Raw genomic sequence first — 23618 nt, 5'->3', positions numbered from 1 at the left:
TAGTCTCCGCGACACTCGCAACCGTCTTATGTAACCCGAGTTCGAAAGCTAAGGTGCGGACATGGCGAAGGCTCCCAGAGTTCTCGGAATCGTGCTGGCCGGCGGCGAAGGCAAGCGGCTGATGCCGCTCACGGCGGACCGGGCCAAACCGGCCGTGCCGTTCGGCGGGAGTTATCGCCTGATCGACTTCGTGCTGTCCAACCTGGTCAACGCGGGCATCCGCAACCTGTTCGTTCTGACCCAGTACAAGTCGCACTCGCTGGACCGGCACGTGACGATCACCTGGCGGATGTCCACCTTCCTGGGCAACTTCGTCAGCTGCGTCCCGGCCCAGCAGCGGCTCGGCCCGCAGTGGTACCAGGGCAGCGCGGACGCGATCTACCAGTCGATGAACCTGATCGACGACTTCCAGCCCGACATCATCGTGGTGTTCGGCGCCGATCACGTGTACCGGATGGATGCCTCGCAGATGGTCGCGGCGCACCTCGAGCGCGGTAACGGGGTGACCGTGGCCGGGATCCGGGTGCCGCGGTCCGAGGCGTCGGAGTTCGGCGTGATCAAGACCGCCGACGACGGGCACACGATCGCCGACTTCCTGGAGAAGCCGGCCGATCCGCCCGGGCTGCCGGACTCGCCGGACGAGACGTTCGCCTCGATGGGCAACTACGTCTTCACCGCCGACGTCCTGGTCGAGGCGCTGCGCAAGGACGCCGCGAACCCGGCGTCGCGGCACGACATGGGCGGCGACATCGTCCCGATGATGGTGGCCGAGGGCAAGGCCGGGGTCTACGACTTCAAGGACAACGACGTACCGGGTGCGCTCGACCGGGACCGCTCGTACTGGCGCGACGTCGGCTCGCTGGACTCGTACCACGAGGCGCACATGGACCTGGTCTCGATCCAGCCGGTGTTCAACCTGTACAACCACGACTGGCCGATCTTCACCTCGCACCCGCAGCTGCCGGGCGCGAAGTTCACCGACGACGCGACCGTCGGCGAGACGATCGTCTGCTCCGGCTCGATCATCACCGGCGCCTGTGTGGACCACTCGGTGCTCGGCGCGAACGTGATCGTCAGCTCGGGCGCGACGATCGAGCGCGCGGTGATCATGGACAACTGCCGGATCGGCGCCAACGCCGTACTGCGGAACGTGATCCTGGACAAGAACATCGTGGTGCCACCCGGCGTGAAGATCGGCGTCGACCCGGACCTGGACCGCGAACGCGGCTTCACCGTCAGCAAAGGCGGCGTGACGGCGATCGGGAAGGGAACGGTCATCGAACCGTGAGCTCCGGCGAGGCTGAGGCCAAGGCGCTCGATGCCGCGGATCCCGGGCATCGGGAGTTGTTCGACGTACCGCCGGCCGAGGGTGGGCGGTATCCGGAGGTCGCGTACTTCGCGGGCAACTCGCTGGGGTTGCGGCCGAAGGCGACGCGGGCCGAGCTGCTCGAGGATCTCGACGCGTGGGCCACGCTCGGGGTCGAGGGGCATCTGGATGCGGCCCGGCCGTGGTTGCCGTACCACTCGTTGCTGACCGAGCCGGCCGCGCGGCTGGTCGGCGCGCTGCCGAGCGAGACCGTCGTGATGAACTCGCTGACGGTCAACCTGCACCTGCTGATGGTGTCGTTCTACCGGCCGTCCGCGGATCGCTTCAAGATCGTCATCGAGGACTCGGCGTTCCCGTCGGACAGCTACGCCGTGCGGTCGCAGGCGCGGTTCCACGGCTACTCGCCCGACGAGGCAATCGTCCGGCTCGCGCCGCGGCCTGGTGAGTCCGTACTGCGAACCGAAGACGTCGTCGAGCGGATCAGCGGCTCTGACGTGGCGCTCGTGCTCCTCGGTGGAGTGAACTACCTGACCGGCGAGCTGATGGACATCCCGGGGATCACGGCGGCCGGCCGCGCTGCTGGTGCCATCGTCGGCTGGGATCTCGCGCATGCCGCCGGGAACGTCCCGTTGTCGCTGCACGACTGGGACGTCGACTTCGCCGCCTGGTGCTCGTACAAGTACCTGAACTCGGGGCCGGGCTCGCTGGCCGGTGCGTTCGTGCACGAGCGGCACCTCGGTGCCTCGCTGCAGCGCTTCGAGGGTTGGTGGAGCACCGAGCAGGGGAGCCGGTTCGAGATGGCGCCGGAGTCGCGGCCGCCCGCGACCGCCGACGCGTGGCAGGTGTCCAACCCGCCGATCTTCGCGATGAGTCCGGTCCGCACGTCGCTGGAACTCTTCGACAAGGTCGGCATCGCCGTACTCCGCGAGCGCAGCCTGCGGCTGACGGCGTACCTCGAGAGGTTGCTCGCCGATCTCACGCCTAGCCGGCCGCTTCAGGTGATCACGCCGTCCGATCCATCGCGGCGGGGCGCTCAGCTGTCGCTGCGCATCAGCGGTTCGCTGCGGGCCGGTGAGCTGGCGAAGACGCTGCGCTTCGAGCACGGCGTGATCGCGGACGCACGAGAGCCCGACGTACTCCGGCTGGCGCCCGTCCCACTCTATTCGCAGTACCACGACTGCTGGCGCGCGGCGGAAGCGCTGGCTCAAGCCGTCCCGGAGAGTGCATGAGCGAACGTGTAGCCATCGTCGGCGCCGGGCTGGCGGGGAGCCTGCTCGGGTGTTACCTGGCGCGTCGCGGGCTGGCCGTCACCCTGTACGAGCGGCGGCCGGATCCGCGGGTCGGGCAGCCCGAGCGGGGGCGGTCGATCAACCTGGCGATCTCCGAGCGCGGGCTGGACGCGTTGCGCCGGATCGGGCTGGTCGAGCAGGTGATGGCCGACGCGTTGCCGATGAAGGGGCGGATGATCCATCCGGTCGAGGGGCCGCTGGACTTCCAGCAGTACAGCGCGTCGGGGGAGCGGGCGATCAACTCGATCAGCCGCGGCACGCTGAACAACGCGCTGCTCGACGCGGCCGCGGCGGCTCCCGGCGTGGAGGTGCTGTTCGAGCACCGGCTGGTGGAGCTCGACTCTGCCTCGGGCTCGATGGTGTTCGAGACGCCCGCGGGTATGGTGAAGGCGACGGCGGACGTCGTACTGGGTGCTGATGGCGCGGGGTCGGCGGTGCGTGAGCAGTTGCTGGCGGAAGGGGCTGTGGGGGAGGAGGTCGACTTCCTCGACTACGGGTACAAGGAGTTGAGCATCCCGCCGGCGGACGGGACGTTCGCGATGGATCCCGGCGCATTGCACATCTGGCCGCGCGGTACGTCGATGATGATCGCGCTGCCGAACCCGGATCAGTCGTTCACCTGCACGTTGTTCTGGCCGGCCGGCAGTTTCGATGCCCTGAGCAACCGGGAGTCGATCGAACTGCACTTCCGCGAGCACTATCCGGATCTGTTGCCGATGGCACCTTCGTTGGTGGACGACTACCTGCACAACCCGGTCGGCGTACTGGGGACCGTGCACACGCAGCCGTGGCAGGCTCACGGCCGGACCGCGCTGATCGGTGACGCGGCCCACGCGATCGTGCCGTTCTACGGGCAGGGCGCCAACTGTGCCTTCGAGGACGTGGTCGAGCTGGACCGTTGTCTGTCCGACACGGGTGGCTCGTGGGCGCGCGCCTTGCCGTTGTACGAGCACCGCCGTCGGGAGAACACCGAGGCCATCGCGGAGATGGCGCTGGCCAACTTCGTCGAGATGCGCGACAAGGTGGCCTCGCCGGTCTTCCGGCTGGGCAAGCGCGTTGAGCATGGGTTGGAGCGACTCTTCCCCGGGCGCTACATCTCCCGGTACGAACTGGTGTCCTTCACGACCACGCCGTACGCACAGATCCGGCAGCGGGTGCAGCGGCAGCACCAGTACCTCGCTGCTGCCGCGTTGCTGGGTGCAGGTGTGGTGGGAGCCGCTGCGCGGATCGCCCGGAGACCGCGATGAGTCTGTGGGAGCCAGGGCTCCTGACTGGGCAGCCGGCCTCTGTGGGGCTGCTGCGGAATTACGTCGGCGGGGCCTTCGTGGACGGCGGTGGCTCGACCTTCGCGAAGATCAGCCCGGTGACGGGCGAGCAGATCTTCGACGTGTCCGAGGCCGACGCCGGGATGGTGGATGCCGCGGTGTCGGCCGCGCGGGCCGCGTTGGACGGGCCGTGGGGGCGGATGAGCGAGCAGGAGCGGGCGGTCGTGCTCAGGCGGGTGGCTTCAGAGTTGGAGCGGCGCTTCGAAGATCTGGTGGCGGCTGAGGTCGGGGACACCGGCAAGTCGATCAGCCAGGCTCGGGCGCTCGACATTCCCCGGGGCGCGGCCAACTTCCGGTCGTTCGCCGACTTCGCGACTACTGCTTCGACCGAGTCCTTCACGACTGTGCTCGCTGACGGCCGGCGGGCTTTGAACTACGCGGTCCGTAAACCGGTCGGGGTCGTCGCGATCATCGTGCCGTGGAACCTTCCGCTGCTGCTGCTCACCTGGAAGGTGGCGCCGGCGCTTGCCTGTGGCAACACTGTGGTGGTGAAGCCTTCCGAGGAGACTCCGTCGTCGGCCACCGTTCTCGCCGAGGTGATGGACGCGGCCGGAGTACCGGCTGGAGTTTTCAATCTGGTGCATGGGTTCGGACCGTCGTCGGCCGGCGAGTTCCTGACCCGGCATCCTGGGGTCGACGCGATCACGTTCACGGGTGAGTCGGCGACTGGCTCGGCGATCGCCAAGGTCGCGGCCGACGGGGTGAAGGCGGTCTCCTTCGAGTTGGGTGGCAAGAACGCCGGGTTGGTGTTTGCCGACGCCGACCTGGACGCGGCGGTCGAAGGCTCGGTCCGGTCGGTCTTCACCAACGGCGGCCAGGTCTGCCTCTGCACCGAACGGCTCTACATCGAGCGGTCGATCTTCGACGAGTTCTGCACCCGCCTCGCGGCCCGCGCCGCTGAGATGCCCTTCGGCTGGCCTTCCGACGAGGCCACGGTGAACATGCCACTAATCTCCAAGACCCACCGCGACAAGGTCCTCTCGTACTACGACCTCGCGCGCGCCGAGGGTGCGTCGGTCCTCACCGGCGGTGGCGTTCCGTCCTTTGGTGATGCGCGTGACAACGGTTGCTATGTGCAACCGACGGTAGTGACCGGGTTGGCTGCTTCGGCTCGGACGAACACCGAGGAGATCTTCGGGCCGATCTGTCACGTGGCGCCGTTCGACTCCGAGGACGAAGCGTTTGCCTTGGCCAACGACAGTCAGTACGGGCTGGCGGCAACGGTCTGGACGCGGGACGTCGGCCGGGCGCATCGAGCCGGCGCGGCGCTCGACGTGGGCATTGTGTGGGTGAACACGTGGTTCCTCCGCGATCTGCGGACGCCGTTTGGTGGGATGAAGCTCTCCGGTATCGGCCGGGAGGGTGGCAACCACTCGCTGCACTTCTATTCCGAACTGACCAACGTGTGCGTGGAGCTGTCATGAGCGAGGCGAAGCTGGTGGCGGGGAAGGCGACGCCGCGCGGGCGGTTTCCGCACGTGAAGGTGGCCGGCGGGTTCGCCTATGTGTCGGGGACGTCCAGCCGGTTGCCGGACAACACGATCGCGGGGGCATCGGTCGACGAGTTCGGGACGACGACGCTCGATATCCGGGTGCAGACGCGGGCCGTGCTGGAGAACATCCGCGACATTCTCGCGGCGGTCGGCGCGGGCCTCGACGATCTGGTCAGCGTCACGACGTACCTGGTGTCGATGAACGACTTCGGTGGCTACAACGAGGTCTACGGCGAGTTCTTCGACGAGACCGGCCCGGCGCGGACGACTGTCGCGGTGCACCAGCTCCCACATCCTCAATTGTTGATCGAGATTCAAGCCGTAGCGGCCGTCTCCCAAGTGCACAGCCCGCAAAGGAGCGAATGATGGTCAGTCTGGAGTCCACGAACTTCCCGGAGTGGATCGAGCAGAACAAGCACCTGCTCAAGCCGCCGGTGGGCAACAAGCAGATGTTCCCGACCGGCGACGACTTCATCACCATGGTGGTCGGCGGCCCGAACCAGCGCAACGACTTCCACGTCGACCCGTACGAGGAGTTCTTCTACCAGATCAAAGGCACCATGCACGTCGACGTGATGACGGAGGACGGACCGGCCCGCGTCGACATCAACGAAGGCGAGATGTGGGTGCTGCCCCGCAACATGCCGCACTCCCCGCAACGCGACGCGGACTCGATCGGCCTGGTGATCGAACGAGTCCGCGAACCAGGCACCCTGGAAAAGTTCCGCTGGTACTGCGCCAACTGCAACGGCATAGTCCACGAGGTAGAACTCCAGGTCACCGACATCGTCGCCGACCTCCCCCCAGTCTTCCAGGCCTTCTACGAAAGCGAAGAGGCCCGCACCTGCCCCACCTGCAACACCCTCCACCCAGGCAAGGCCTGATGCCCCGCACCGTCGACGTCCACACGCATCTGGTGCCGAAGGGCTGGCCGGACCTGGGGGCTGCGTGTGGCGGCGACGGGTGGCCTTGGTTGCGGGTGGATTCTGAGCGCGCGGCGATGATCATGGTTGAGGAGACGGAGTTCAGGCCGGTGGGGGCGCAGGCTTGGGATCCGGTGCATCGGCGGGCGGATATGGATGCTGATGGCATCGATTTGCAGGTGGTATCGCCTACGCCGGTGTTCTTTGCTTATGAGCGGCCGGCGGATCAGGCGGTCAAGGTGGCGCGGATCTTCAACGATCTGACCTTGGAGACGCTTGCCGGGGACAACAGGATGGTGCCGTTCTGTCAGGTGCCGTTGCAGGATCCGGATGCGGCCTGTGCGGAGCTCGACCGGTGTCTTGCTGCCGGGCACGTCGGCGTTGAAATCGGTAACCACGTCGGCGACAAGGATCTCGACGACGCCGGGATTGTTGCCTTCCTCAAGCACTGCGCGGACGTCGGCGCCCCCGTCCTGGTGCACCCGTGGGACATGCCGGGCGGCCCGCGCCTCGACCGGTGGATGGCGCGCTGGCTGACCGGAATGCCCGCGGAGACACATCTTTCCCTGCTCGCGATGATCCTCGGCGGCGCCTTCGACGAGCTGCCCGAGTCGCTGCGGATCTGTTTCGCCCACGGTGGTGGGAGTTTCGCCTTCTGGCTCGGCCGGGTGGAAAACGCGTGGCAGCGCCGCGGCGACGTAGTACGGGGAAAGTCGCAGCATCCGCCCAGTCACTATCTCGGGCGGTTCTCGGTCGATACTGTGGTGTTTGAGCAACCAGCCCTGCGGTTACTGGTGGAGACCCTTGGTGAGGACCAGGTGATGGTCGGCAGTGACTACCCGTACCCGCTCGGTGAACGGCCCGTGGGGGAGGTTGTCCGGCGGGCCGACTGGCTCTCGGCCGATCAGCAGGTCAAGCTGCTGTCAGAGAACGCCCTGCGTTTCCTGGGCCCGAGCGTCCCGTCAGCGGGGCACTAGCTGGGAGGTCTGATGACGGAAGACCGCTCCGTACTGTCACGCGAGGCGAGGGAACCCGACGACCAGCTGCAGTACGGCGACTACCCGGAGCAAGTGGTCGACGTCTGGCACGCGAAGGACTACCGCCCGACGATCGTCTTCATCCATGGCGGGTTCTGGCGCCCGGAGTACGACCGGACCCATGCCCGCCCGCTCGGTGAGGCGCTGGCCGACGAGGGCTGGCCGGTGGCATCGATCGAGTACCGCCGCGAGCCGGGACATCCCGACCGTACTGCGGAGGACGTCCGCGATGCGCTCGACCGGCTGCCCGACCTGATGGACCTCCAAGCCGGCTTCGTGCTGACCGGCCACTCAGCGGGCGGCCACCTGGCTTTGTGGGCCGCGGCAACGTTCAACCCGGTCCGGCTCCGCGGAGTCCTCGCGCTGGCGCCAGTCGCCGACCTGCTGATGGCTGACCAACTAGGGCTCGACAAGACCGCAGTACAGGACTTCATCGGCGGCGGCGTCCGCAACGACCTCGACCCCACCCACCTCCCCGCCCCGATCATGCCCGTCGCCATCATCCACGGCACTACCGACCAGCGCGTGCCGATCGGTGTCTCCGAGTCCTACGTGACTGCCCATCCCACGGCGAAGCTCATCCCCGTCGCGGGCGCCGGCCACTACGACGTGATCGATCCCTACAGCGAAGCCTGGCACCACGTCATAGCCGAACTGACCCGCTTCAGTAGCTAGGGCATGTCTGACAATCCCCTGCGTGCTGCGCGGCACTCGGCACGGCACCTCGCCGCACTGGAACAAGGGCCACGATGCGCCGCATCGCTGCCCTCGCTCCAGCACGCCGAGCTACCGCACCGAGCACCTGCTCGCGACTGCAGGGGATTGTCAGACATGCCCTAGGCGTCAGGCGCGTTTGACGGCGGCCAGGAGGCCGTTGCTGGTGGGGAGGAGGGCTGAGGTGAGGTCGTCGTTGTCGCGGACGGCTCGGATCAGGTCGCGGACGGCGGTGGTTTCCGGGTCGCGGTGGGACGGGTCGGCGACCCGGCCGCGGTGCAGGGCGTTGTCGAAGGCGACGACGCCGCCGGGGCGGAGCAGGCGCAGCGCCTCGTGCAGGTACGCCGTGTACTCGCGCTTGTCCGCGTCGCAGAACACCAGGTCGTAGTGGCCGTCGGTGAGCCGGGTGACGACGTCCAGCGCTGAGCCGGCGATCAGCCGGAAGCGGTTGGACGGGATGCCGGCGTCCAGGAACGTCTTGCGGGCCAGGCGCTGGTTCTCCGCGTCCAGGTCGACCGTGGTCAGCGTGCCGTCGGAGCGCATGCCGCGCAGCAGCGCCAGGCCGGAGACGCCGGTCCCGGTGCCGATCTCGACGACCGCCTTAGCGCCCGCCGCGGCGGCCAGCATGCTCAGCGCGGAGGCCGCGCCGGGGCCGATCGCGGAGATGCCGCTGTCCTCGGCGCTCGCCCGGGCACCGGTGACGACCTCGTCCTCACCGGTGTAGTCCTCGGCGTAGGCCCAGGACGTGGGGTCGATGCCCGTGGCGATGATGCCCTCCCTGATCGATGCCGCTGCGGTACTCATCCCTGCGCTGGTCATCCCTGCGCTGCTCATATAGGGCGAAGCCTAGCGTCCCGAGGCGTCCGGTCAGCGCCTCCCGCGCGGACATTGCGCACTCCTGCTCGTAACTTGGGCCCTTGAGCAGATATGATCGTGTTGACGAGGCAGCAATCACCCGCTGAAGGAGGTCCGAGCGATGTCAGGAACGAATGACGTCGATGCCGGCTTCCTTGAACACGGTCAGCTGCGACTCGTCGGCCTGGGCGTCGGTGACGAGCGTGTCGATCTCGGTCAGCTCACAGATCCGGGCGAAGGCCCGCTGACCGAGCTTGCTGGAGTCGGCCACCACGACCACCTTGGCGGCCCGGCTGACGATCAGCTGGTTGATGTTCGCCTCGCCCTCGTGGTGGGCGGTGGCGCCGGTCTCGTCGATGCCGTCGACGCCGATGAAGGCGATGTCCAGCGACAGGTCGGCCAGGATCCGGTGCGACAGCGGCCCGATCATCTCGTACGACTGCGGCCGCGCGACGCCGCCGGTCAGCACCATCTTCACGTGCGGGCGGACGATCAGCTCGTTGGCGATGTTCAGCGCGTTGGTGACGAGCGTGAAGGCGGGCTCACCGTGCTCGGCGGACAGCTCCGGCCGGGTCGCCAGCGTGCGGGCCACCTCGGAGATCGTCGTACCGCCGTTCATCCCGATCACCATGCCGCGCCGCACCAGCGTGGCCGCGGCCTGCGCGATCCGCTGCTTCTCCGACGCGAAACGCGCAGTCTTGTAGCGCAGCGGCAGGTCGTAGGAGACCGCGTTGGCGACCGCGCCGCCGCGGGTCCGGGTCAGGAGCTGCTGTTTTCCCAGGTGGTCCAGATCGCGCCGAATCGTCGCAGCGGAGACGTGCAGCTGCTCCGCGAGCTCGTCGACATCGATCGCGCCCTTCTCCGCGAGCGACTCGAGCAACGTATTCAGGCGTTCGTAACGCTTCACCCGGGCGTCCTCCTTCACAGAATCGGTCAGCCGCACGGCTGCCGGTTGGCACCATTCGATCACGTTCGAGCAGTTTCGACCATTACATCTCCGGAGACCACATGACGCAGACGCCATTCGTGAGCACTGAGATCGCCACTCAGCCCGAGTTGTGGCGGCAGGTGTCGGCCGGTTTCGCGCAGTACGGTGGCGCATTGCCCGGTCCGGGTCAACGCGTCGCGGCGGTCGGCTGCGGGACGTCGTGGTTCATGGCGATGGCGTACGCCGCGCTGCGCGAGGACCTCGGCCAGGGCCTGACCGACGCGTTCGCCGGGTCGGAGTTCCCGGCCGGCCGCGAGTACGACGCGGTGGTGGTGATCAGCCGGTCCGGTACGACGACCGAGGTGCTCGACCTGATCCGGCAGACCTCGTTGCCGACCATCGCGATCACCGCGACGCCGGGGTCGCCGATCGTCGAGCTGGCCGACCACACGATCATGCTCGACTTCGCCGACGAGCAGTCCGTCGTACAGACCAGGTTTGCGACGACGACGTTGGCGCTCCTGCGGGCGTCGCTCGGGCAGGATCTGTCGCAGGCTGCCGCTGATGCCGAGGTCGCGCTCACGATCGACGTGGACGAGCTGGCGAAGCTGGAGCAGGTCACGTACGTCGGGACGCGCTGGACGGTCGGGCTGGCCCACGAGGCGGGCCTGAAGCAGCGCGAGGCGGCGTCGGCGTGGACCGAGGCGTACCCGGCCATGGACTACCGCCACGGCCCGATCGCGATCGCGCAGCCGGGCCGCGGCGTCTGGATCTTCGGCGAGCCGCCTGTCGGCCTGGTCGAGGACGTGGCGGCTACTGGCGCGACGATCGTCCACCACCCCGAGCTGGACCCGATGGCCTCCCTGGTGGTGGCCCAGCGAGTCGCAGTCGCCAAGGCGCTGGCCCTCGGCCTCAACCCCGACCAGCCCCGCAGCCTGAGCCGCTCGGTCATCCTGGACTGAACGTGGGTAGGGCCCGGCCGGATGACACCGGCCGGGCCCTACACAGGTATCTAGCTAGAACCAGACCTTGCTGGTGACGGCAGCTGTCAGCTGGGCGATGCTGAACGGCGGTTCGGCGGCCAGCATCGGGCCGGACTTGCGCGCAGTGTTGTACGACAGGATGGCGATCTCGTAGCCGTCCTTGGTGAGCAGCGATGCCGACTGGCAGACGCCTGGCATCTCGGCGGGACCGACCGAGCGCCAGGTCATGAGCACCGTCCCGTCGGGACGTTGCGTGCAGGTCAGCTGCTTGTTTGCTCCCTGAAGTAAGCGGCACCGCTCCTCCGGAGTACCGGCGTACGCGCCGAAGCCGACAGTCGTGCTGAAGCCGTTCCACAGGAAATGCGCGTACTGGCCCTCCTTGCCGTTGTCGATGATGCGGCCGGTCCGCTCCTCGGCGGGGGTGACCTTGCCGGGGTAGAGCCGGGTGAACAGACCTGGCAGGTCGGCAGCCTTGACCGGGATGTCGGCGACCGCGCCACCCAGCGGACCGGTTTTGACGGGCTTGCCGGACGGTTGGACGGTGTTCGCGCGGTCCCTGCCCGAATTCGGGGCGGTGCTCGGATTCGGGGCTGTGCTCGGTTTCGAGGCTGCGCTCGGCGTCGAGACCGCCGCGCCGGCGGGTGCGCCGGCTGGGGCGAACCCGGTGCCGCCGACGTTCGGAGCCAGATTCACCGCGGCCCCGACGACCGCGGCGACGGCGACGGCCGCGGCAGCCGCAGTACCGATGGCGTTGCGGCGTCGTCGGACCTGGCCGCGTTCGACGCTGCCCTGGACCAGCGCGGCGACGTCGGGCTCGAGGTGCGCGGTGGTGTCGTGGAAGAGCGTGGAGACCCGGCCGTCGCTGTCAGTGGTGTTGTCGTCGTACATGGTCAGTCCTTTCCAATCCTCAGTGAGTCGTCGGCCAGCCCGCGGATCCGTTCCAGGGCGCGCATACTGCGGTTGCGGACCGCCCCGGCCGAGATGCCCATCCGGTCCGCCACCTCGTCGACGCTGAGGTCTTCGAGATAGCGCAGGACCAGGACGACGCGGTCCGCCGGCGGCAGCTCGGCCAGCAGCTGCAGGAGCGCGACCCGGACGCTGGCACCTGTCGCCGGATCGGTGACCGCCTGGTCGGGGACGTCGGCGTACGGCTGCTCGCCGTCGCTGCGGCGGCGTTTGCCGCCCAGGAACGTGCGGGTCAGCGTCGTCTGGGCATACGCGGCGGGGTTGTCGATCCGGCCGAACGGCCGTCGCCACCGGGCATAGACCTTCGCGAGGGTCTCCTGGACAAGGTCCTCGGCCTGGTGGTGACTGCCACAGAGCAACCATGCCGAGCGGTAGAGCTGCCCGGCACGCGCATGGGCGAACTCCTCGAACTCCTGCTGATGACTTGATCCACTGGGGTTCGGCATCGTTCTCCTCGGTTGGCGTCACCCCTTTCGATGCGCAGCTCGGTACGAATGTCACATGCGAGCAGCCGTAACGGGAGACACCAGCGCCCAGCCCAGGCGGCTGTAGAGGGCCAGGCCATCAGCCGTGGCGACCAGTACTCCGGTACGCGCGCCGCTGCGGCTAGCTGCCTGGCTGAGGGCGCGCATGACCGTGGTGCCGAGACCACGACGCCGGTGATCCGGCTCGGTCACCACCTGGTCGATCACTGCGTACTCGCCGTCGACTGCTGCCTTGCCCCGCGCCGCCTGCTCGCCCTGCCTGCTAACCACCACGTCGATGACGCTGCCGGCCCGCACCACTTCCAGCTCGTACTCCGGTGCGCAGGTGGGCGGCTTGCATGTCAGCTGAGTGCTCATCAGGTACTCCGGCGGCTGGATCTGCCACCGAGCGTCGAGTGCGGGCTGGTCGGCGCAGATCTTCAGCCACGTGCCAGGCGCCGTGAGTCGAGCGGCCAGGGCCGAGGAGTGGTTGGGCAGCACGTAGCGCGTGAGGTGCCCTGGCAGGCCGACGTCGATGCGATACCCCTCAGGCACTGCCACCGGGGAAGGAGTGCCTCGAGCGATCGCCCACCCCGCAGCCCACGCTCCTACTTCAACTGGCATGCGCTGTCTCGCTCCGCTTGCGTCGGACCGCCTGCTAGCCAGCCGATGCCGGAGGCGGCTACTAGTCCTGCTGCCACCAGCAGGAGAGCTCTGTGGGTGCCGACCACCGGGACCAGCAACCCAGCCCCCGCTTGGCCGAGTGCTGCTGCACCTACTCGCAGGCTGGCGGCTGTAGTGCTGACCCGACCCTGCAGAGCCGTCGGTGAGTACTGCTGCCGAGCAGCGAACATCGCCGGCAGCATCGGGCCTTCCACCAGACCGGTGGCCGCAGCAAGCACGAGGAGAACCGCAAAGGTGCCAGCGAGCGGCCAGGCGGCAAAGGCCAAGCCGTAGGCGGCCACTGACACCATCACGACGTACTCCGGTCGCCAGCGAACCTGCAGGCGACCCAGGAGAAGTGCGGTAGTGACGCTACCCAACTCCAGTGCTGTCCAGAGGTAGCCGGCCGCCGACCGTGGTGCTCCGACTGATGCCATGTGCAGCGGCAGGGTGATCAGCAGCATCCCGGTGACGCCCATCAGTAGGGTGGTGGTGACTGTGGAGGCCCGCAGCCGCGGAGTACGGGCTAGGTGGGCGAGCCCGGCTATTACGGAACCCAGGAAGGGCTCTGGGGCTGCCGGTGCTGGCGGTAGAGCGGGTAGGCGTCCGATGGCCAGGATGCTCAGTGCTGCCATCGCAGCGATGACTACTGCGGCTGCCTCGGCCGACACGGCGGCTGCGAGCGTGGCGGCCGCTGCTGGCCCGGTGATCGCTGCTATGCCGAAGCTGGCCGCCTCCAGCGAGTTCGCTCGGGGTAGACGCTCAGACGGGACCAGGCTGGGCAGCATGCTGGTGAACCCACCGCTGACGAGCGGCAGCGTCGTACCGGCGACTGCCGCGAGGACTGGTGTCACCCAGGCGGCGGTATGGCCGACTACGGCCAGCATGGCGAGCATGACAGCGCCCAGCACTGCCTGGCTGACCGCTAGCGCCGTACGCCGGTACTGCGTCCGGTCCAGCCAGGCGCCGAGCAGGGGCCCCGTGATGACAGCTGGCAGGGCGTAGGCGGCTCCGGTGAGACCGGCAAGGGCCGCGCTGTCGGTCCGCTCCAGGACGAGCAGGACGAGCGTGAAGGCGACCATCTCGGCCCCGACCCGCGCAAGGGTGGCGGCGAGTAGGTAGCGCGGCAGCATCTGAGTCTCCTGTAACGCATAGCTGTCAGTTACGCGTTACGCTAGCAAAAGCGTTACGATCGGTCGAGTGGAAAGCCTGACGACATTGGACCGGATGATCCGGCTCGCCGTCGACCTGGTGAACACCAAGACGCTGGACCCGGAGCAGCTGACCTCTCCGGAAGCGCTGAAGCGGTTCCTGCTCGACCACGGCGAGCCGACCGCGACGGTCGACGAGGGTGACCTGGCAGCCGTGAAGGCGATCCGTGAGCGGCTCCGCGCGGTCTTCCACGCCGAGCCGGCAGCCGCGGCCGGCGTGCTCAACGAGTTGCTCGGCGACTACGCAGTACGGCCGTATCTGTCCGATCACGACGGGTCGCCGTGGCACCTGCACGTGGCCAAGCCCGATGCGACCTGGGCCGAGTGGCTGGCTGCCGGTGCCGCGCTCGGGCTGGCGGGGTTCGCCGCCGGGCACGGGTTCGAGGCGATCCACACCTGCGCCGCGCCCGACTGCGAACGCGTCTTCGTCAACGCCGCCGAGCGCCGCCCCCGCCGGTTCTGTACGCCGACCTGCTCCAGCCGCACCCGCGTCGCGTCGTACCGCGCCCGCAAAGCGACGCCTAGGATCGAGCCTCGGGATCCGGCAACAGAGGAGCGCACGTGAGTCACACCGTGGTGGCAGAGCTGGTGGCGAACGTCCAGTCGGTGATCGCCAAGGCCGGGGACACGGTCGGGCCGGAGGACACCCTCGTCATCCTGGAATCGATGAAGATGGAGATCCCGGTGCTGGCCGAGGTGGCCGGCACGATCAGTGAGATGAAGGTCGCCGCGGGTGAGGTCGTCCGGGACGGCGACCCGATCGCCGTGATCGATGAGAAGTGACGATCAACCAAAGTGGCAGTGAGCGCGTCTTCCTCAGTGAGAGCCGGGAACTTCCCGTTCGCGGGGGCCGTTGACTCGTCGTACTGGCATCCCAGGGTCGAACCAGGGTGTACCCGACGTGCGAAGAGGACGGTGAACGCGGCACCATGGTGTTCTCACTCGTTGCCGAGCGGACCCAGGGAGGCGTTGTCGTGAAGCCCGTCGACACCTCCGTGGTGCCTGCTCAGAGCACCCCGCAGCTCCGGCCCGAGGCCGAGACGCTGCCGTCCTGGGACGAGATCGTCCGGGCCCACTCCGCTCGCGTGTACCGGCTGGCCTACCGGCTGACCGGTAACAAGCACGACGCCGAGGACCTGACCCAAGAGGTTTTCGTGCGGGTCTTCCGCTCGCTGTCGTCCTACACGCCCGGCACCTTCGAGGGCTGGCTCTACCGGATCACCACCAACCTGTTCCTGGACGGCGCGCGCCGCAAGCAGCGGATCCGGTTCGACGGCCTGCCCGACGACGCGCACGACCGGCTGCCCTCCAAGGGCTCCGGGCCGGCCGAGAAGCTCGACCACGACCTGTTCGACCACGATGTGCAGTACGCGCTGGACGCGCTGCCGGAGGACTTCCGCGCGGCCGTGGTGCTCTGCGACATCGAGGGCATGACGTACGACGAGATCGCTGACGTGCTGGACGTGAAGCTCGGCACCGTCCGCAGCCGGATCCACCGCGGCCGCTCGATGCTGCGCAAGCACCTAGAGCACCGCGCGCCCCGGTCCGGCCAGACCCGTGTCAGTGGCCCGCCGTCCGACGGGCCCTTCCACCCCGATCAGGGTGGTCTTGCCGGAGGTGGCGACCGGTGACCCTGCAACATCCCTTGGACAAGCTGAGCGCCGTCGTCGACGGCGAGCTGGACCACGACTCGCGGGACAAGGTGCTGAGCCACCTGGTCAGCTGCGACGACTGCCGCTCCGAGGTAGATGCCCAGCGCCGGCTGAAGGCCCGGCTGGCGGCAGTGGCCGACCCGGAGCCGTCCCTCGACCTGATGCAGCGCCTGATGGGCGTCCCGTCGTTCTCGACGGAGCCGCGCGAGGAGGTCCGCCCGGTGCTCACACCGGCCGCCTTCACGCTCAGCCCGCAGCGTTCGGCGTTCCCCGCGGCCCGCAACGACAGCACCCGGCCAGGTGTCCGTACTGCGCCCCGCAGCCGCCGGCGGACCGGCGTGCTGGGTGCAGCCGGCTCTGCGGCAGCCATGGCCTCACTACTCGGTACTGCGTTCGTCCTGGGTGACCCGGCGCGGTCGGAGCAGCCGCCTGCGCTGCAGCCGCCGGTGGCGACCTTCTCCGCCGACCTCGGTGCAGCCAGCGCTGGTGCGCCCTTCGCGGACCCGGTGGCGATCATGAACTCCTTCAACGGGGCGGGATACGCCGGGCTGAGCCCGACGCTCCAGCCGGTGGCCTTGACGGGGCGTTGACCTGTGAGCCTCTCCCGGCTCGCCGTGCTGGTCGGCACTGCGCTGATCGGCTTCGGCCTGCCCATGCCCGCAGGGGCCGCGCCGCCACCGGTCGGTCAGCGTGAAGACAACCCGACGGCAGTCGCCTGGCTGGAACGCGCGGCGGCGGCACCGGATCACGTGTCCTTCCACGGCACCCAGATCATCACCTCCTGGGGGCCGCAGGGCTCCAGCTCGGCGATGCTCGACATCGTCCACGCCGCCTCGCAGGGGTCGGAGATCAGCGTGGTCGGGTCACCCGCTTCGCCGGGAGCCAAGGCGTTCGTCCAGCGGGCCAACCACGCGGTGGGGCCGACTGTCGACGGCGGGCCGCTCGCGCTCCTCAAGGCGACGTACGACCTGGTCTACAAATGCTGCACGGACACGATCGGGCGGGCCGCAGTACTGATCGAGGCGTTGCGGGCCGACCAGACGCTGGCGGCGCGGTTCTGGATCGATCGGGCCACCGGGTTGCTGCTGCAGCGGCAGCTGTTCAGCACCGACGGCAAGACGATGGTCCGGGCGACCGTGTTCACCGACCTGGAGATCGAGGGCTCGCAGTTCATCGGGCACCTGCCGCCGATGGCGCCGGGCAGCGTGGAGCCGGTCGGCTTGGGCAACATCGAGGGGCTCCGGTCGCAGGGCTGGACCTGTTCGCCCACCCTCCCGGCGGCGCTGCAGCTCTATGACGTCCACCAGGACCAGACCACCAAGGCCCTGCAGTTCTCGTACTCCGACGGGCTCTTCAACGTCTCGCTCTTCGAGCAGCGAGGGGAGCTCGACCCGTCGGCTGTCGCCGGCTACACGGCGACCACGACGGCCGAGGGCGCCCGGGTGTACCAGCGGTACGGGATGCCGTCGTACGTGGTCTGGTCGTCCGGCGGGATCGTCTACACACTGGTCGGCGACCTGCCGTTCGAGACGCTGCAGAAGGTGGTCGAGGCCTTCCCGCACGCGCCGCCACCGAAGGTGACCGCGGTCGAACGGATGGGCACCGGACTGGCCAAAATCGCGTCGTGGCTCACGCCGATGGGTGCGCTCTCGCGCAAGCTGGGATAATCACTGGAGGGAGTACTTCCCGGCACCCCGGTGCGGGTACTTCCACTACCGAGACGACGACGACCTGAGGCGGGCACCGTGAGCTGGGATGACGCCGAGCCGACTGTCCGGAACCCGCAGAACCCAGCGGCTCCGGACAGCACCCAAGAGATCCCACCCGCCCCCACACGCGCCGGTACGGCGCCCGTCGAGTCCAGTGAAACCACTCTCGTCGACGCGGCTTCAGCCCTCACCGCACCAGTCCCCGTGACTCCTGCTGAACCTCCTGCGGCCGCTGGACCTGGCGCGCCCGCTGCACCTGCCGCTGCGGGGGCGGCAGCTTCGGGTTCGGCTTCGGCTGGTCCTGCGGTGTCTGCTTTGGTTCCGCCGAGTCCTGCGGCCGGGTCGATGCCGCTGCCGGCTCCGGGCAGCAGTACGGCGTACGCGCAGGGCAATGGCCGGTCCACGACCCAGCGGAGCTTCGGGGTGCCTGACGAGCCATTCCGGCCGGTGTACCAGGGGCAGGCCTGGCCGACCCAGCAGCCGACGTACACGCCTCCGCCGCCGCTTGACTGGCACCAGCAGCAGGCCCGCGCCTATACCCCGGCGCCGCCGCAGAAGCCGAACAGGGTGATCGGCCTCGCGGCCATCGTCGCGCTGATCGTCGGCCTGATCGCCGGTGCTGGTGCGGCTGCAGCCGTCGTGGCCCTCGACCGCAACGGCCCTGTTGATGAGCAGGCAGGCCCGCCAGTCGGCCAGGGCGCCGACCCGAAGGTCAAGACCGGCTCCGTCGCGTCCATCGCCCAGGCGCTGCTGCCGAGCGTCGTGCAGTTGAAGGTGGAAGGCGCGGACAACTCCAACGCGACCGGCTCCGGCTTCGTCATCGACAACTCCGGCCACATCCTGACCAACAACCATGTGGTCTCGGCCGCCGCGTCCGGCGGTTCGATCCAGGTGGTGACGCAGAAGGGCAAGACCTCCACCGCGCGCTTGGTCGGCCGCTCACCGGCGTACGACCTGGCCGTGGTCCAGGTGGTCGGGGTGGACGCGCCGTCGGTGCAGTTCGGTGAGTCCGCGAAGGCGATCGTCGGGCAGGACGTGGTCGCGATCGGTTCGCCGCTCGGCTTGGCCGGCACGGTCACCTCCGGCATCGTCTCGGCCAAGAACCGCCCGGTCACCGCCGGCGGCGAAGGCGAGATCTCCTACATCAACGCGCTGCAGACCGACGCGGCGATCAACCCCGGCAACTCCGGCGGCCCGCTGGTCGACATGGAAGGGCACGTGATCGGGGTCAACTCCGCGATCGCCACCGTGCGCGGCGCCCAGGAAGGCACCAGCGGCAACATCGGGCTCGGGTTCGCGATCCCGATCGACCAGGCCCGGCGTACCGCCCAGCAGTTGATCGCCTCCGGCAAAGCGTCGTACCCGGTGATCGGCGCGAACGTGGACATGCAGTTCGAAGGTGGCGCCCGGGTCAGCGAGGTCACGCCCGGCTCGCCCGCCCAGCGCGCCGGCCTGCGCACCGGCGACGTGATCATCCGGATCAACAACCAGCCGGTCGACACCGCCGAGGCACTGATCGTCGCGATCCGCGCCCATCGGCCGGGCGAAAGCGTCCGGCTCGACTTCGAGCGGGCCGGGAGAGCACGCCAGGCCACCGTGACGCTGGGCCAGCAGACAGGCTGACCCGTCCGGGACGTCGACCGGCCGCGAGCTACGCTGTCCGCGGCGCAACGCAACGCTCAGGGTTGGGAAAGGTGGGGCCATGTTCGGCATCGGGCCGCTCGAGTTGGCTGTGATCGCGATCGTCGCCATCCTCGTCTTCGGCCCTGACCGGCTGCCCGAGTTCGCCCGCACCGCGGGCAAGCTGCTGCGCCAGGTCCGCCAGATGGTCAACAACGCCCAGAACGACCTCCGCGAGGAGCTCGGCCCGGAGTTCGCCGACCTGGACGTCCGCGACCTCAACCCGCGCAGCTTCGTCCGCAAACACCTGCTCGACGGCATCGACGACGACTTCGACGACAAACCGGTGTCGAACTCGAACGACATGATGACGCCGCAAAGGCTGCCGGCCGGAGTACGAGCGCCGTTCGACCCCGAAGCCACTTAAATGTCCACGCAGGCGCTCTTGCTCGCTCCTTCGTCGCTCCCGCGGCGCTAGCTCCCACCCACCCCCGGGGCGCGGGCTCCTCCGTCGCCCGCTTGGTGACAGCGAGGTGGTCAGGTGAGGCCGCCCGTGTGGCTGGTGAAGGTGGTTGTGCGGGGCAACCCGACTGCCTGAGGTGACTGCGGAGCGCATGGCCGGATTGCTCGAGGGTGGGGTGGCTGTGGAGTGGTTGGGTTCTGCGCCAGCGTCAGAATCCTCGTCGTGGTGGTGCCCGCCGTTGTTACGCTCGCCGGGTGGCGTAGGGCGCGGTGATTGGGCTGGGGGTGGGCTATGGCGGTGGAGAGTGAGCATCGGGGGTCGGACTCGCCTTATGTGGCGCGGGTTTGGCGTGGGCGGACGTCTGGGGTGGAGCAGCTGACGTCTGTTGCCACTTCGACCTGGGAGTTGGTCTTTTGGGAGCAGCAGGGGGTCATGCACGCTGCTGTGCGGGGGCCGGAGACGACGGCGTCTCGTGCCGAGGCGGCCGGGGACTCGGAGTCGTTTGGGATCACGTTCGCGCATGGCACCTCGATGCCTCATCTTCCGATCGGCGAGCTCGTCGACGGTGAACGTGGCAGTCCGTACGTGACCGAACGGACGTTCCTGCTGCGGGGCGAGGAGTGGCAGATTCCCGACTTCGACGACGCGGAGTTGTTCGTGGAGAAGTTGGTGCGCGCCGGCGTCCTCGTCCGGGACCCCCTCGTGAACGAGGTGGTGTGGGGCGGCGCCGCGCGGGTCGGGTCGCGGTCAGTGCAGCGCCGCGTGGCCGCCGCCACAGGACTCACCCAGGGGGCGATCCGTCAGATCGAACGGGCGCGGGAGGCTGCGGTGCTGCTCGGGGCGGGGGTCCCCGCCCTGGAGGTCGTGCACCGGTGCGGGTACTACGACCAGCCGCACCTGGCCCGCTCCCTGCAACGGTTCATCGGCCGAACCGCCACGCAACTGCGTCAGCCTGATCCCACCGCCGATCCCCTGTCGCTTCTGTACAAGCCCGAGGATCCAGCCGGCTCATAGCGTTGTGTGCACGCGGTGACCACCACCGCGACACAACGAAAGGCCACTCCAATGTCAGAAGGCACCGTCACCTCCGCCGATGGCACCACCATCGCCTACACGGCGTGGGGCGCCGGCGACCCGATCGTCATCGTCGACGGCGCGACCGCCTATCGCGCCACCAACCCGTTGAACCAGGAGACGGCGGAACTGCTCGCCGACGAGTTCCTGGTCATCAACTACGACCGGCGCGGTCGCGGGGAGAGCGGCGACACCCCGCCGTACGTCGTCGAGCGCGAGTTCGAGGACCTCGAGGCGATCATCGAACAGGCCGGCCAGGGGCGGCCGGTGACCGTGTTCGGCTGGTCCTCCGGCGGCAATCTCGCGCTCAACGCCGCCCAGGACGGCGTACCGATCGCGCGTCTCGCGCTGTTCGAGCCGAACGCGGCCGTCGACAACGCCCGCCCGCCGCTGCCCGGCGACTACGTCCAGCGCCTCGACGCGGCCGTCGCCGCCGGCCGGCCGGGCGATGCGGTCGCGCTGTTCATGACCGCCGCGGTCATGCTGCCCGAGGAAGCGGTCGCCGGGATGCGCGAGCAGGACTTCTGGGCGGGACTCGAGGCCATCGCCCCCACGATCGCCTACGACGGCCGTCAGGTCGGCGACACGCTCTCGGGCAAGCCGCTGCGCTCCGAGCTGTGGAACAAGATCGACATCCCGGTCCTGGTGATGCACGGGATCGACACCTGGCCCGCCCTGGCCGCGGGCTCCCGCGCCATTGCCGCGCACCTGCCCACTTCCACTCTCACGCCGGTACCCGGTGAGGAGCACTCGACCACCCCCGACGTACTGGCCGCCGCGCTGCGCGCATTCATCAAGGAGAACTGACATGGGCAAGATCGTGCTCACCGAGTTCATGTCCATCGACGGCGTCGTGGAAGCACCCGGCGGAGAGGACTTCAAGTACCCGAACTGGACCTTCGAGTTCGACCGCGGCGACGGCGAACGGTACAAAGAGGCCGAATCGCTCCAGGCTGCCGCGCTCCTCCTCGGGCGCAGGACCTATGAGGGTTTCGCCGCAGCCTGGCCGCAGTACGAGGGTGAACTGGCCGACAAGTACAACACCATGCCCAAGTACGTCGTCTCCCGTACCCTCACCGACCCCAAGTGGGCAGGCACGACCGTGCTGAGCGGCGATCTGGAACAGGACGTGACCCGGCTCAAGCAAGAGGTCGACGGCGAGATCTCCGTGGCCGGAAGCATCCAGCTCGCCCAGAGCCTTCTCGCCCTCGACCTCGTCGACGAGATCCACCTGATGACCTCACCGCTCGTCCTCGGCCACGGCCGCCGGCTCTGGGCAGAGACGCCGGACAAGACCGCGTGGACGCTCAGCGAAGCGACGGCGTACGGCGACAGCACCCTGCTCACCGTCTACCAGCGCCGCACCGTGTCAGCCTGAGGCGACGCCTAACCTCAGCCGCGCTCGATCGGCGTTACGCCCGTGTCCAGTGAGGATTTCTCCCCGTCAAGCCGAGGGTGCGGTCAAGCAGTGCGGCGGTGGACGGAACGGGGACTTCCGGGCCGTAGAGACCCATTTCGCGGCCGAAAGGTGCATGACCAACGGTTTCGGTGTGGACGAAGTCGAGGACCTCGTCGTCGTAGCTGACGTCTTGGCCTGTTGCGCGGGCGAGGTCCCAGCCGTGGACTACGAACTCGACCAGGATCATGCCGCCGATCAACGGGGCGGGAGAGTTCTGACCGCCGAGGGGTGTCAAGCCTTCCCACGCGGCGGGGTCGCTCCAGGCGTCGGCTGTCTGGCGTAGCTGGGTGGCGAGGTCCACGGTGCAGTCTCCGGTGGTGAGGTCGATGTCGTTCTCCGCGGCAGCCGGTGGCATCAGAGCCTCCTTGCGGGCAGCCGCTTCGAGTGACGGGCCCCAGAAGAGGAGATGATTGATCAGGCTCCGTACGTCGTACTCCGCGCACGGCGTCGGCGCGGCGAGTTGGCCGGGCTCGATCGCGCTGACCACCTTGGCGGTTGTTGCGGCGGCTCGAGTCATCAGGTGGTGTCCATGCATGCCGGACAGGTTAGGTCTGGGACTAAATGGCTGTCTTGAACAAACGCGACAAGCGCGAACTCGACTGGCCGCGTCATCAGCGTCACCAGTTCTTCCAGCCGTCCGAGGATCTCGCGCAGTTCGTGGTGCGTTATTGGCATGCGAGTTGGCGGTACACAACGCCGTACCGGCAGTTGATCGTCCCGTTGCCCCAAGTGAATCTGTCGTACCGCTGCGGCAGCCTCCCGGAAATTCACGGGGTTTCTCGCGGCCACACCTTCAGGGAGTTGGCCGGCAACGGTTGCGCATTCGGGGTGACGTTTCGCCCCGGCTGCTTCCGGCATTTCCTCGGCAAGGCAGTGCGGTCGATCACGGACCGATCCGTGCCCGCCGCGGAAGTCTTCGCCGACGTACCGGATCGCCCAGAGATCCCGCTGATCGAGGCGATGCTCCGACAGCGTCTGCCGACCTCCGATCCATCAGCAGATCTCGCCACCGCGGCCATCGACACGATCGCCACAGAGCCCCGCATCCAACGCGTGGATCTCCTCGCCAGACAGCTCGAGGTCAGCGTCCGCCAACTCGAGCGACTGTTCGCCGAGCATGTCGGTGTGGGGCCGAAGTGGGTGATTCGCCGCTATCGCCTGCAAGAGGCCGCCGACCGGATGGCGGAAGCCAAGCCGATCGACTGGGCCACCCTCGCCGACACCCTCGGGTACGCCGACCAGGCCCACCTGACACGCGACTTCACCCGCATGTTCAGCGAACCCCCGACCGCGTACGCCGCCCGCTACCCCAGCAAGCGCTAGCACCTGCCGTCGAATCTGCCGAGGCATGCAACGTCAGCTCCCGGTCGATCCGTCTTGGTCCGTTGACTTCGACCGAGATCTGGGAGGGCCTGACATGGCTCGACGTTCTAGAACGAGGCCCGCGATCGCCGTTGTGGCGAT

At 68.4% G+C, this 23618-nt stretch carries 27 protein-coding genes; 20 read left to right on the top strand and 7 right to left on the bottom strand.

Annotated elements, in window-relative coordinates:
• Positions 1–61 precede the first annotated feature (61 nt).
• The 8 genes from glgC to ACQPYM_RS32700 are packed head-to-tail and all read left to right on the top strand — an operon-like array spanning position 62 to position 8068.
• Entirely contained in the window at positions 62–1288 is a 1227-nt protein-coding gene (gene glgC, locus ACQPYM_RS32735; protein ID WP_433008224.1) for a glucose-1-phosphate adenylyltransferase, read from the top strand.
• Entirely contained in the window at positions 1285–2556 is a 1272-nt protein-coding gene (kynU, locus tag ACQPYM_RS32730) for a kynureninase (protein WP_433008222.1), read from the top strand. Before glgC ends, kynU begins: the two co-directional genes overlap by 4 nt.
• Positions 2553–3863 (top strand): FAD-dependent oxidoreductase, encoded by a 1311-nt coding sequence (locus ACQPYM_RS32725; protein ID WP_433008220.1) that lies wholly within the window; start codon positions 2553–2555, stop codon positions 3861–3863. Before kynU ends, ACQPYM_RS32725 begins: the two co-directional genes overlap by 4 nt.
• Positions 3860–5365: a 2-hydroxymuconic semialdehyde dehydrogenase gene (locus tag ACQPYM_RS32720; protein WP_433008218.1), complete on the top strand. Its 1506-nt coding sequence runs from the start codon at positions 3860–3862 to the stop codon at positions 5363–5365. The genes ACQPYM_RS32725 and ACQPYM_RS32720 overlap by 4 nt, the downstream gene beginning before the upstream one ends.
• Positions 5362–5799 carry a RidA family protein gene (locus ACQPYM_RS32715; protein ID WP_433008216.1) on the top strand — a complete coding sequence of 146 codons (438 nt, stop codon included), beginning with the start codon at positions 5362–5364 and terminating at the stop codon, positions 5797–5799. Before ACQPYM_RS32720 ends, ACQPYM_RS32715 begins: the two co-directional genes overlap by 4 nt.
• Complete coding sequence (locus tag ACQPYM_RS32710; RefSeq protein ID WP_433008214.1) at positions 5799–6317, top strand: 3-hydroxyanthranilate 3,4-dioxygenase; 519 nt, start codon at positions 5799–5801, stop codon at positions 6315–6317. Before ACQPYM_RS32715 ends, ACQPYM_RS32710 begins: the two co-directional genes overlap by 1 nt.
• Positions 6317–7333: an amidohydrolase family protein gene (locus tag ACQPYM_RS32705; RefSeq protein WP_433008212.1), complete on the top strand. Its 1017-nt coding sequence runs from the start codon at positions 6317–6319 to the stop codon at positions 7331–7333. Before ACQPYM_RS32710 ends, ACQPYM_RS32705 begins: the two co-directional genes overlap by 1 nt.
• A gap of 12 nt (positions 7334–7345) precedes the next feature.
• Complete coding sequence (locus ACQPYM_RS32700; protein WP_433008210.1) at positions 7346–8068, top strand: alpha/beta hydrolase; 723 nt, start codon at positions 7346–7348, stop codon at positions 8066–8068.
• Positions 8069–8236: 168 nt separating this feature from the next.
• Here ACQPYM_RS32700 and ACQPYM_RS32695 read toward each other — a convergent pair whose 3' ends face one another.
• Positions 8237–8911 (bottom strand): O-methyltransferase, encoded by a 675-nt coding sequence (locus ACQPYM_RS32695; RefSeq protein WP_433008208.1) that lies wholly within the window; start codon positions 8909–8911, stop codon positions 8237–8239.
• 175 nt (positions 8912–9086) lie between these two features.
• Positions 9087–9869, bottom strand: coding sequence for a DeoR/GlpR family DNA-binding transcription regulator (locus tag ACQPYM_RS32690; protein ID WP_360285263.1), 783 nt, complete (start codon positions 9867–9869; stop codon positions 9087–9089).
• A gap of 101 nt (positions 9870–9970) precedes the next feature.
• Between ACQPYM_RS32690 and ACQPYM_RS32685 the strand changes: the two genes are divergently transcribed.
• Entirely contained in the window at positions 9971–10852 is an 882-nt protein-coding gene (locus ACQPYM_RS32685; protein WP_433008206.1) for an SIS domain-containing protein, read from the top strand.
• Between the two features lie 54 nt (positions 10853–10906).
• Here ACQPYM_RS32685 and ACQPYM_RS32680 read toward each other — a convergent pair whose 3' ends face one another.
• From ACQPYM_RS32680 to ACQPYM_RS32665, 4 genes are read right to left on the bottom strand one after another with little or no spacing between them, the layout of a single operon-like run.
• Positions 10907–11761, bottom strand: a complete 855-nt coding sequence (locus ACQPYM_RS32680; RefSeq protein ID WP_433008204.1) for a hypothetical protein — start codon at positions 11759–11761, stop codon at positions 10907–10909.
• 2 nt (positions 11762–11763) lie between these two features.
• A complete protein-coding gene (locus ACQPYM_RS32675; RefSeq protein WP_433008202.1) occupies positions 11764–12285 on the bottom strand; it encodes a SigE family RNA polymerase sigma factor in 522 nt (173 codons plus the stop codon).
• Between the two features lie 51 nt (positions 12286–12336).
• Complete coding sequence (locus ACQPYM_RS32670; protein WP_433008200.1) at positions 12337–12864, bottom strand: GNAT family N-acetyltransferase; 528 nt, start codon at positions 12862–12864, stop codon at positions 12337–12339.
• Positions 12865–12911: 47 nt separating this feature from the next.
• On the bottom strand, positions 12912–14099 hold the full coding sequence (locus ACQPYM_RS32665; protein ID WP_433008198.1) for an MFS transporter: 1188 nt from the start codon (positions 14097–14099) through the stop codon (positions 12912–12914).
• Positions 14100–14166: 67 nt separating this feature from the next.
• Between ACQPYM_RS32665 and ACQPYM_RS32660 the strand changes: the two genes are divergently transcribed.
• The 10 genes from ACQPYM_RS32660 (at position 14167) to ACQPYM_RS32615 (ending at position 22073) form a co-directional block, all read left to right on the top strand.
• Positions 14167–14742, top strand: a complete 576-nt coding sequence (locus tag ACQPYM_RS32660) for a CGNR zinc finger domain-containing protein (RefSeq protein ID WP_433008196.1) — start codon at positions 14167–14169, stop codon at positions 14740–14742.
• Complete coding sequence (locus ACQPYM_RS32655) at positions 14739–14960, top strand: biotin/lipoyl-binding carrier protein (RefSeq protein ID WP_433008194.1); 222 nt, start codon at positions 14739–14741, stop codon at positions 14958–14960. The genes ACQPYM_RS32660 and ACQPYM_RS32655 overlap by 4 nt, the downstream gene beginning before the upstream one ends.
• A gap of 146 nt (positions 14961–15106) precedes the next feature.
• Positions 15107–15808: an RNA polymerase sigma factor SigE gene (gene sigE / locus ACQPYM_RS32650; protein WP_433008192.1), complete on the top strand. Its 702-nt coding sequence runs from the start codon at positions 15107–15109 to the stop codon at positions 15806–15808.
• The gene (locus ACQPYM_RS32645) at positions 15805–16419 is read left to right on the top strand and encodes an anti-sigma factor family protein (protein WP_433008190.1); all 615 of its coding nucleotides are present in this window, start codon (positions 15805–15807) and stop codon (positions 16417–16419) included. Before sigE ends, ACQPYM_RS32645 begins: the two co-directional genes overlap by 4 nt.
• Positions 16420–16422: 3 nt before the next feature.
• Positions 16423–17496, top strand: a complete 1074-nt coding sequence (locus ACQPYM_RS32640; RefSeq protein ID WP_433008188.1) for a sigma-E factor regulatory protein RseB domain-containing protein — start codon at positions 16423–16425, stop codon at positions 17494–17496.
• 348 nt (positions 17497–17844) lie between these two features.
• Positions 17845–19161 (top strand): S1C family serine protease, encoded by a 1317-nt coding sequence (locus tag ACQPYM_RS32635; protein WP_433008186.1) that lies wholly within the window; start codon positions 17845–17847, stop codon positions 19159–19161.
• A 79-nt stretch (positions 19162–19240) separates the two neighbouring features.
• A complete protein-coding gene (locus ACQPYM_RS32630) occupies positions 19241–19585 on the top strand; it encodes a sec-independent translocase (RefSeq protein WP_433008184.1) in 345 nt (114 codons plus the stop codon).
• A 468-nt stretch (positions 19586–20053) separates the two neighbouring features.
• A complete protein-coding gene (locus ACQPYM_RS32625; protein ID WP_433008182.1) occupies positions 20054–20635 on the top strand; it encodes a helix-turn-helix domain-containing protein in 582 nt (193 codons plus the stop codon).
• A gap of 51 nt (positions 20636–20686) precedes the next feature.
• Entirely contained in the window at positions 20687–21502 is an 816-nt protein-coding gene (locus ACQPYM_RS32620) for an alpha/beta fold hydrolase (RefSeq protein ID WP_433008180.1), read from the top strand.
• 1 nt (position 21503) lies between these two features.
• The gene (locus tag ACQPYM_RS32615; RefSeq protein WP_433008178.1) at positions 21504–22073 is read left to right on the top strand and encodes a dihydrofolate reductase family protein; all 570 of its coding nucleotides are present in this window, start codon (positions 21504–21506) and stop codon (positions 22071–22073) included.
• 34 nt (positions 22074–22107) lie between these two features.
• Here the strand turns inward: ACQPYM_RS32615 and ACQPYM_RS32610 are convergent, their stop codons facing one another.
• Complete coding sequence (locus ACQPYM_RS32610) at positions 22108–22689, bottom strand: TIGR03086 family metal-binding protein (RefSeq protein WP_433008176.1); 582 nt, start codon at positions 22687–22689, stop codon at positions 22108–22110.
• Between the two features lie 26 nt (positions 22690–22715).
• Between ACQPYM_RS32610 and ACQPYM_RS32605 the strand changes: the two genes are divergently transcribed.
• A complete protein-coding gene (locus tag ACQPYM_RS32605) occupies positions 22716–23477 on the top strand; it encodes a helix-turn-helix domain-containing protein (RefSeq protein WP_433008174.1) in 762 nt (253 codons plus the stop codon).
• Positions 23478–23618: the final 141 nt, after the last annotated feature.

Source organism: Kribbella sp. CA-294648, from assembly GCF_050943845.1.
In the GTDB taxonomy this organism is placed as follows: Bacteria; Actinomycetota; Actinomycetes; order Propionibacteriales; family Kribbellaceae; genus Kribbella.
This window is presented reverse-complemented; position numbering and strand designations above follow the sequence as displayed.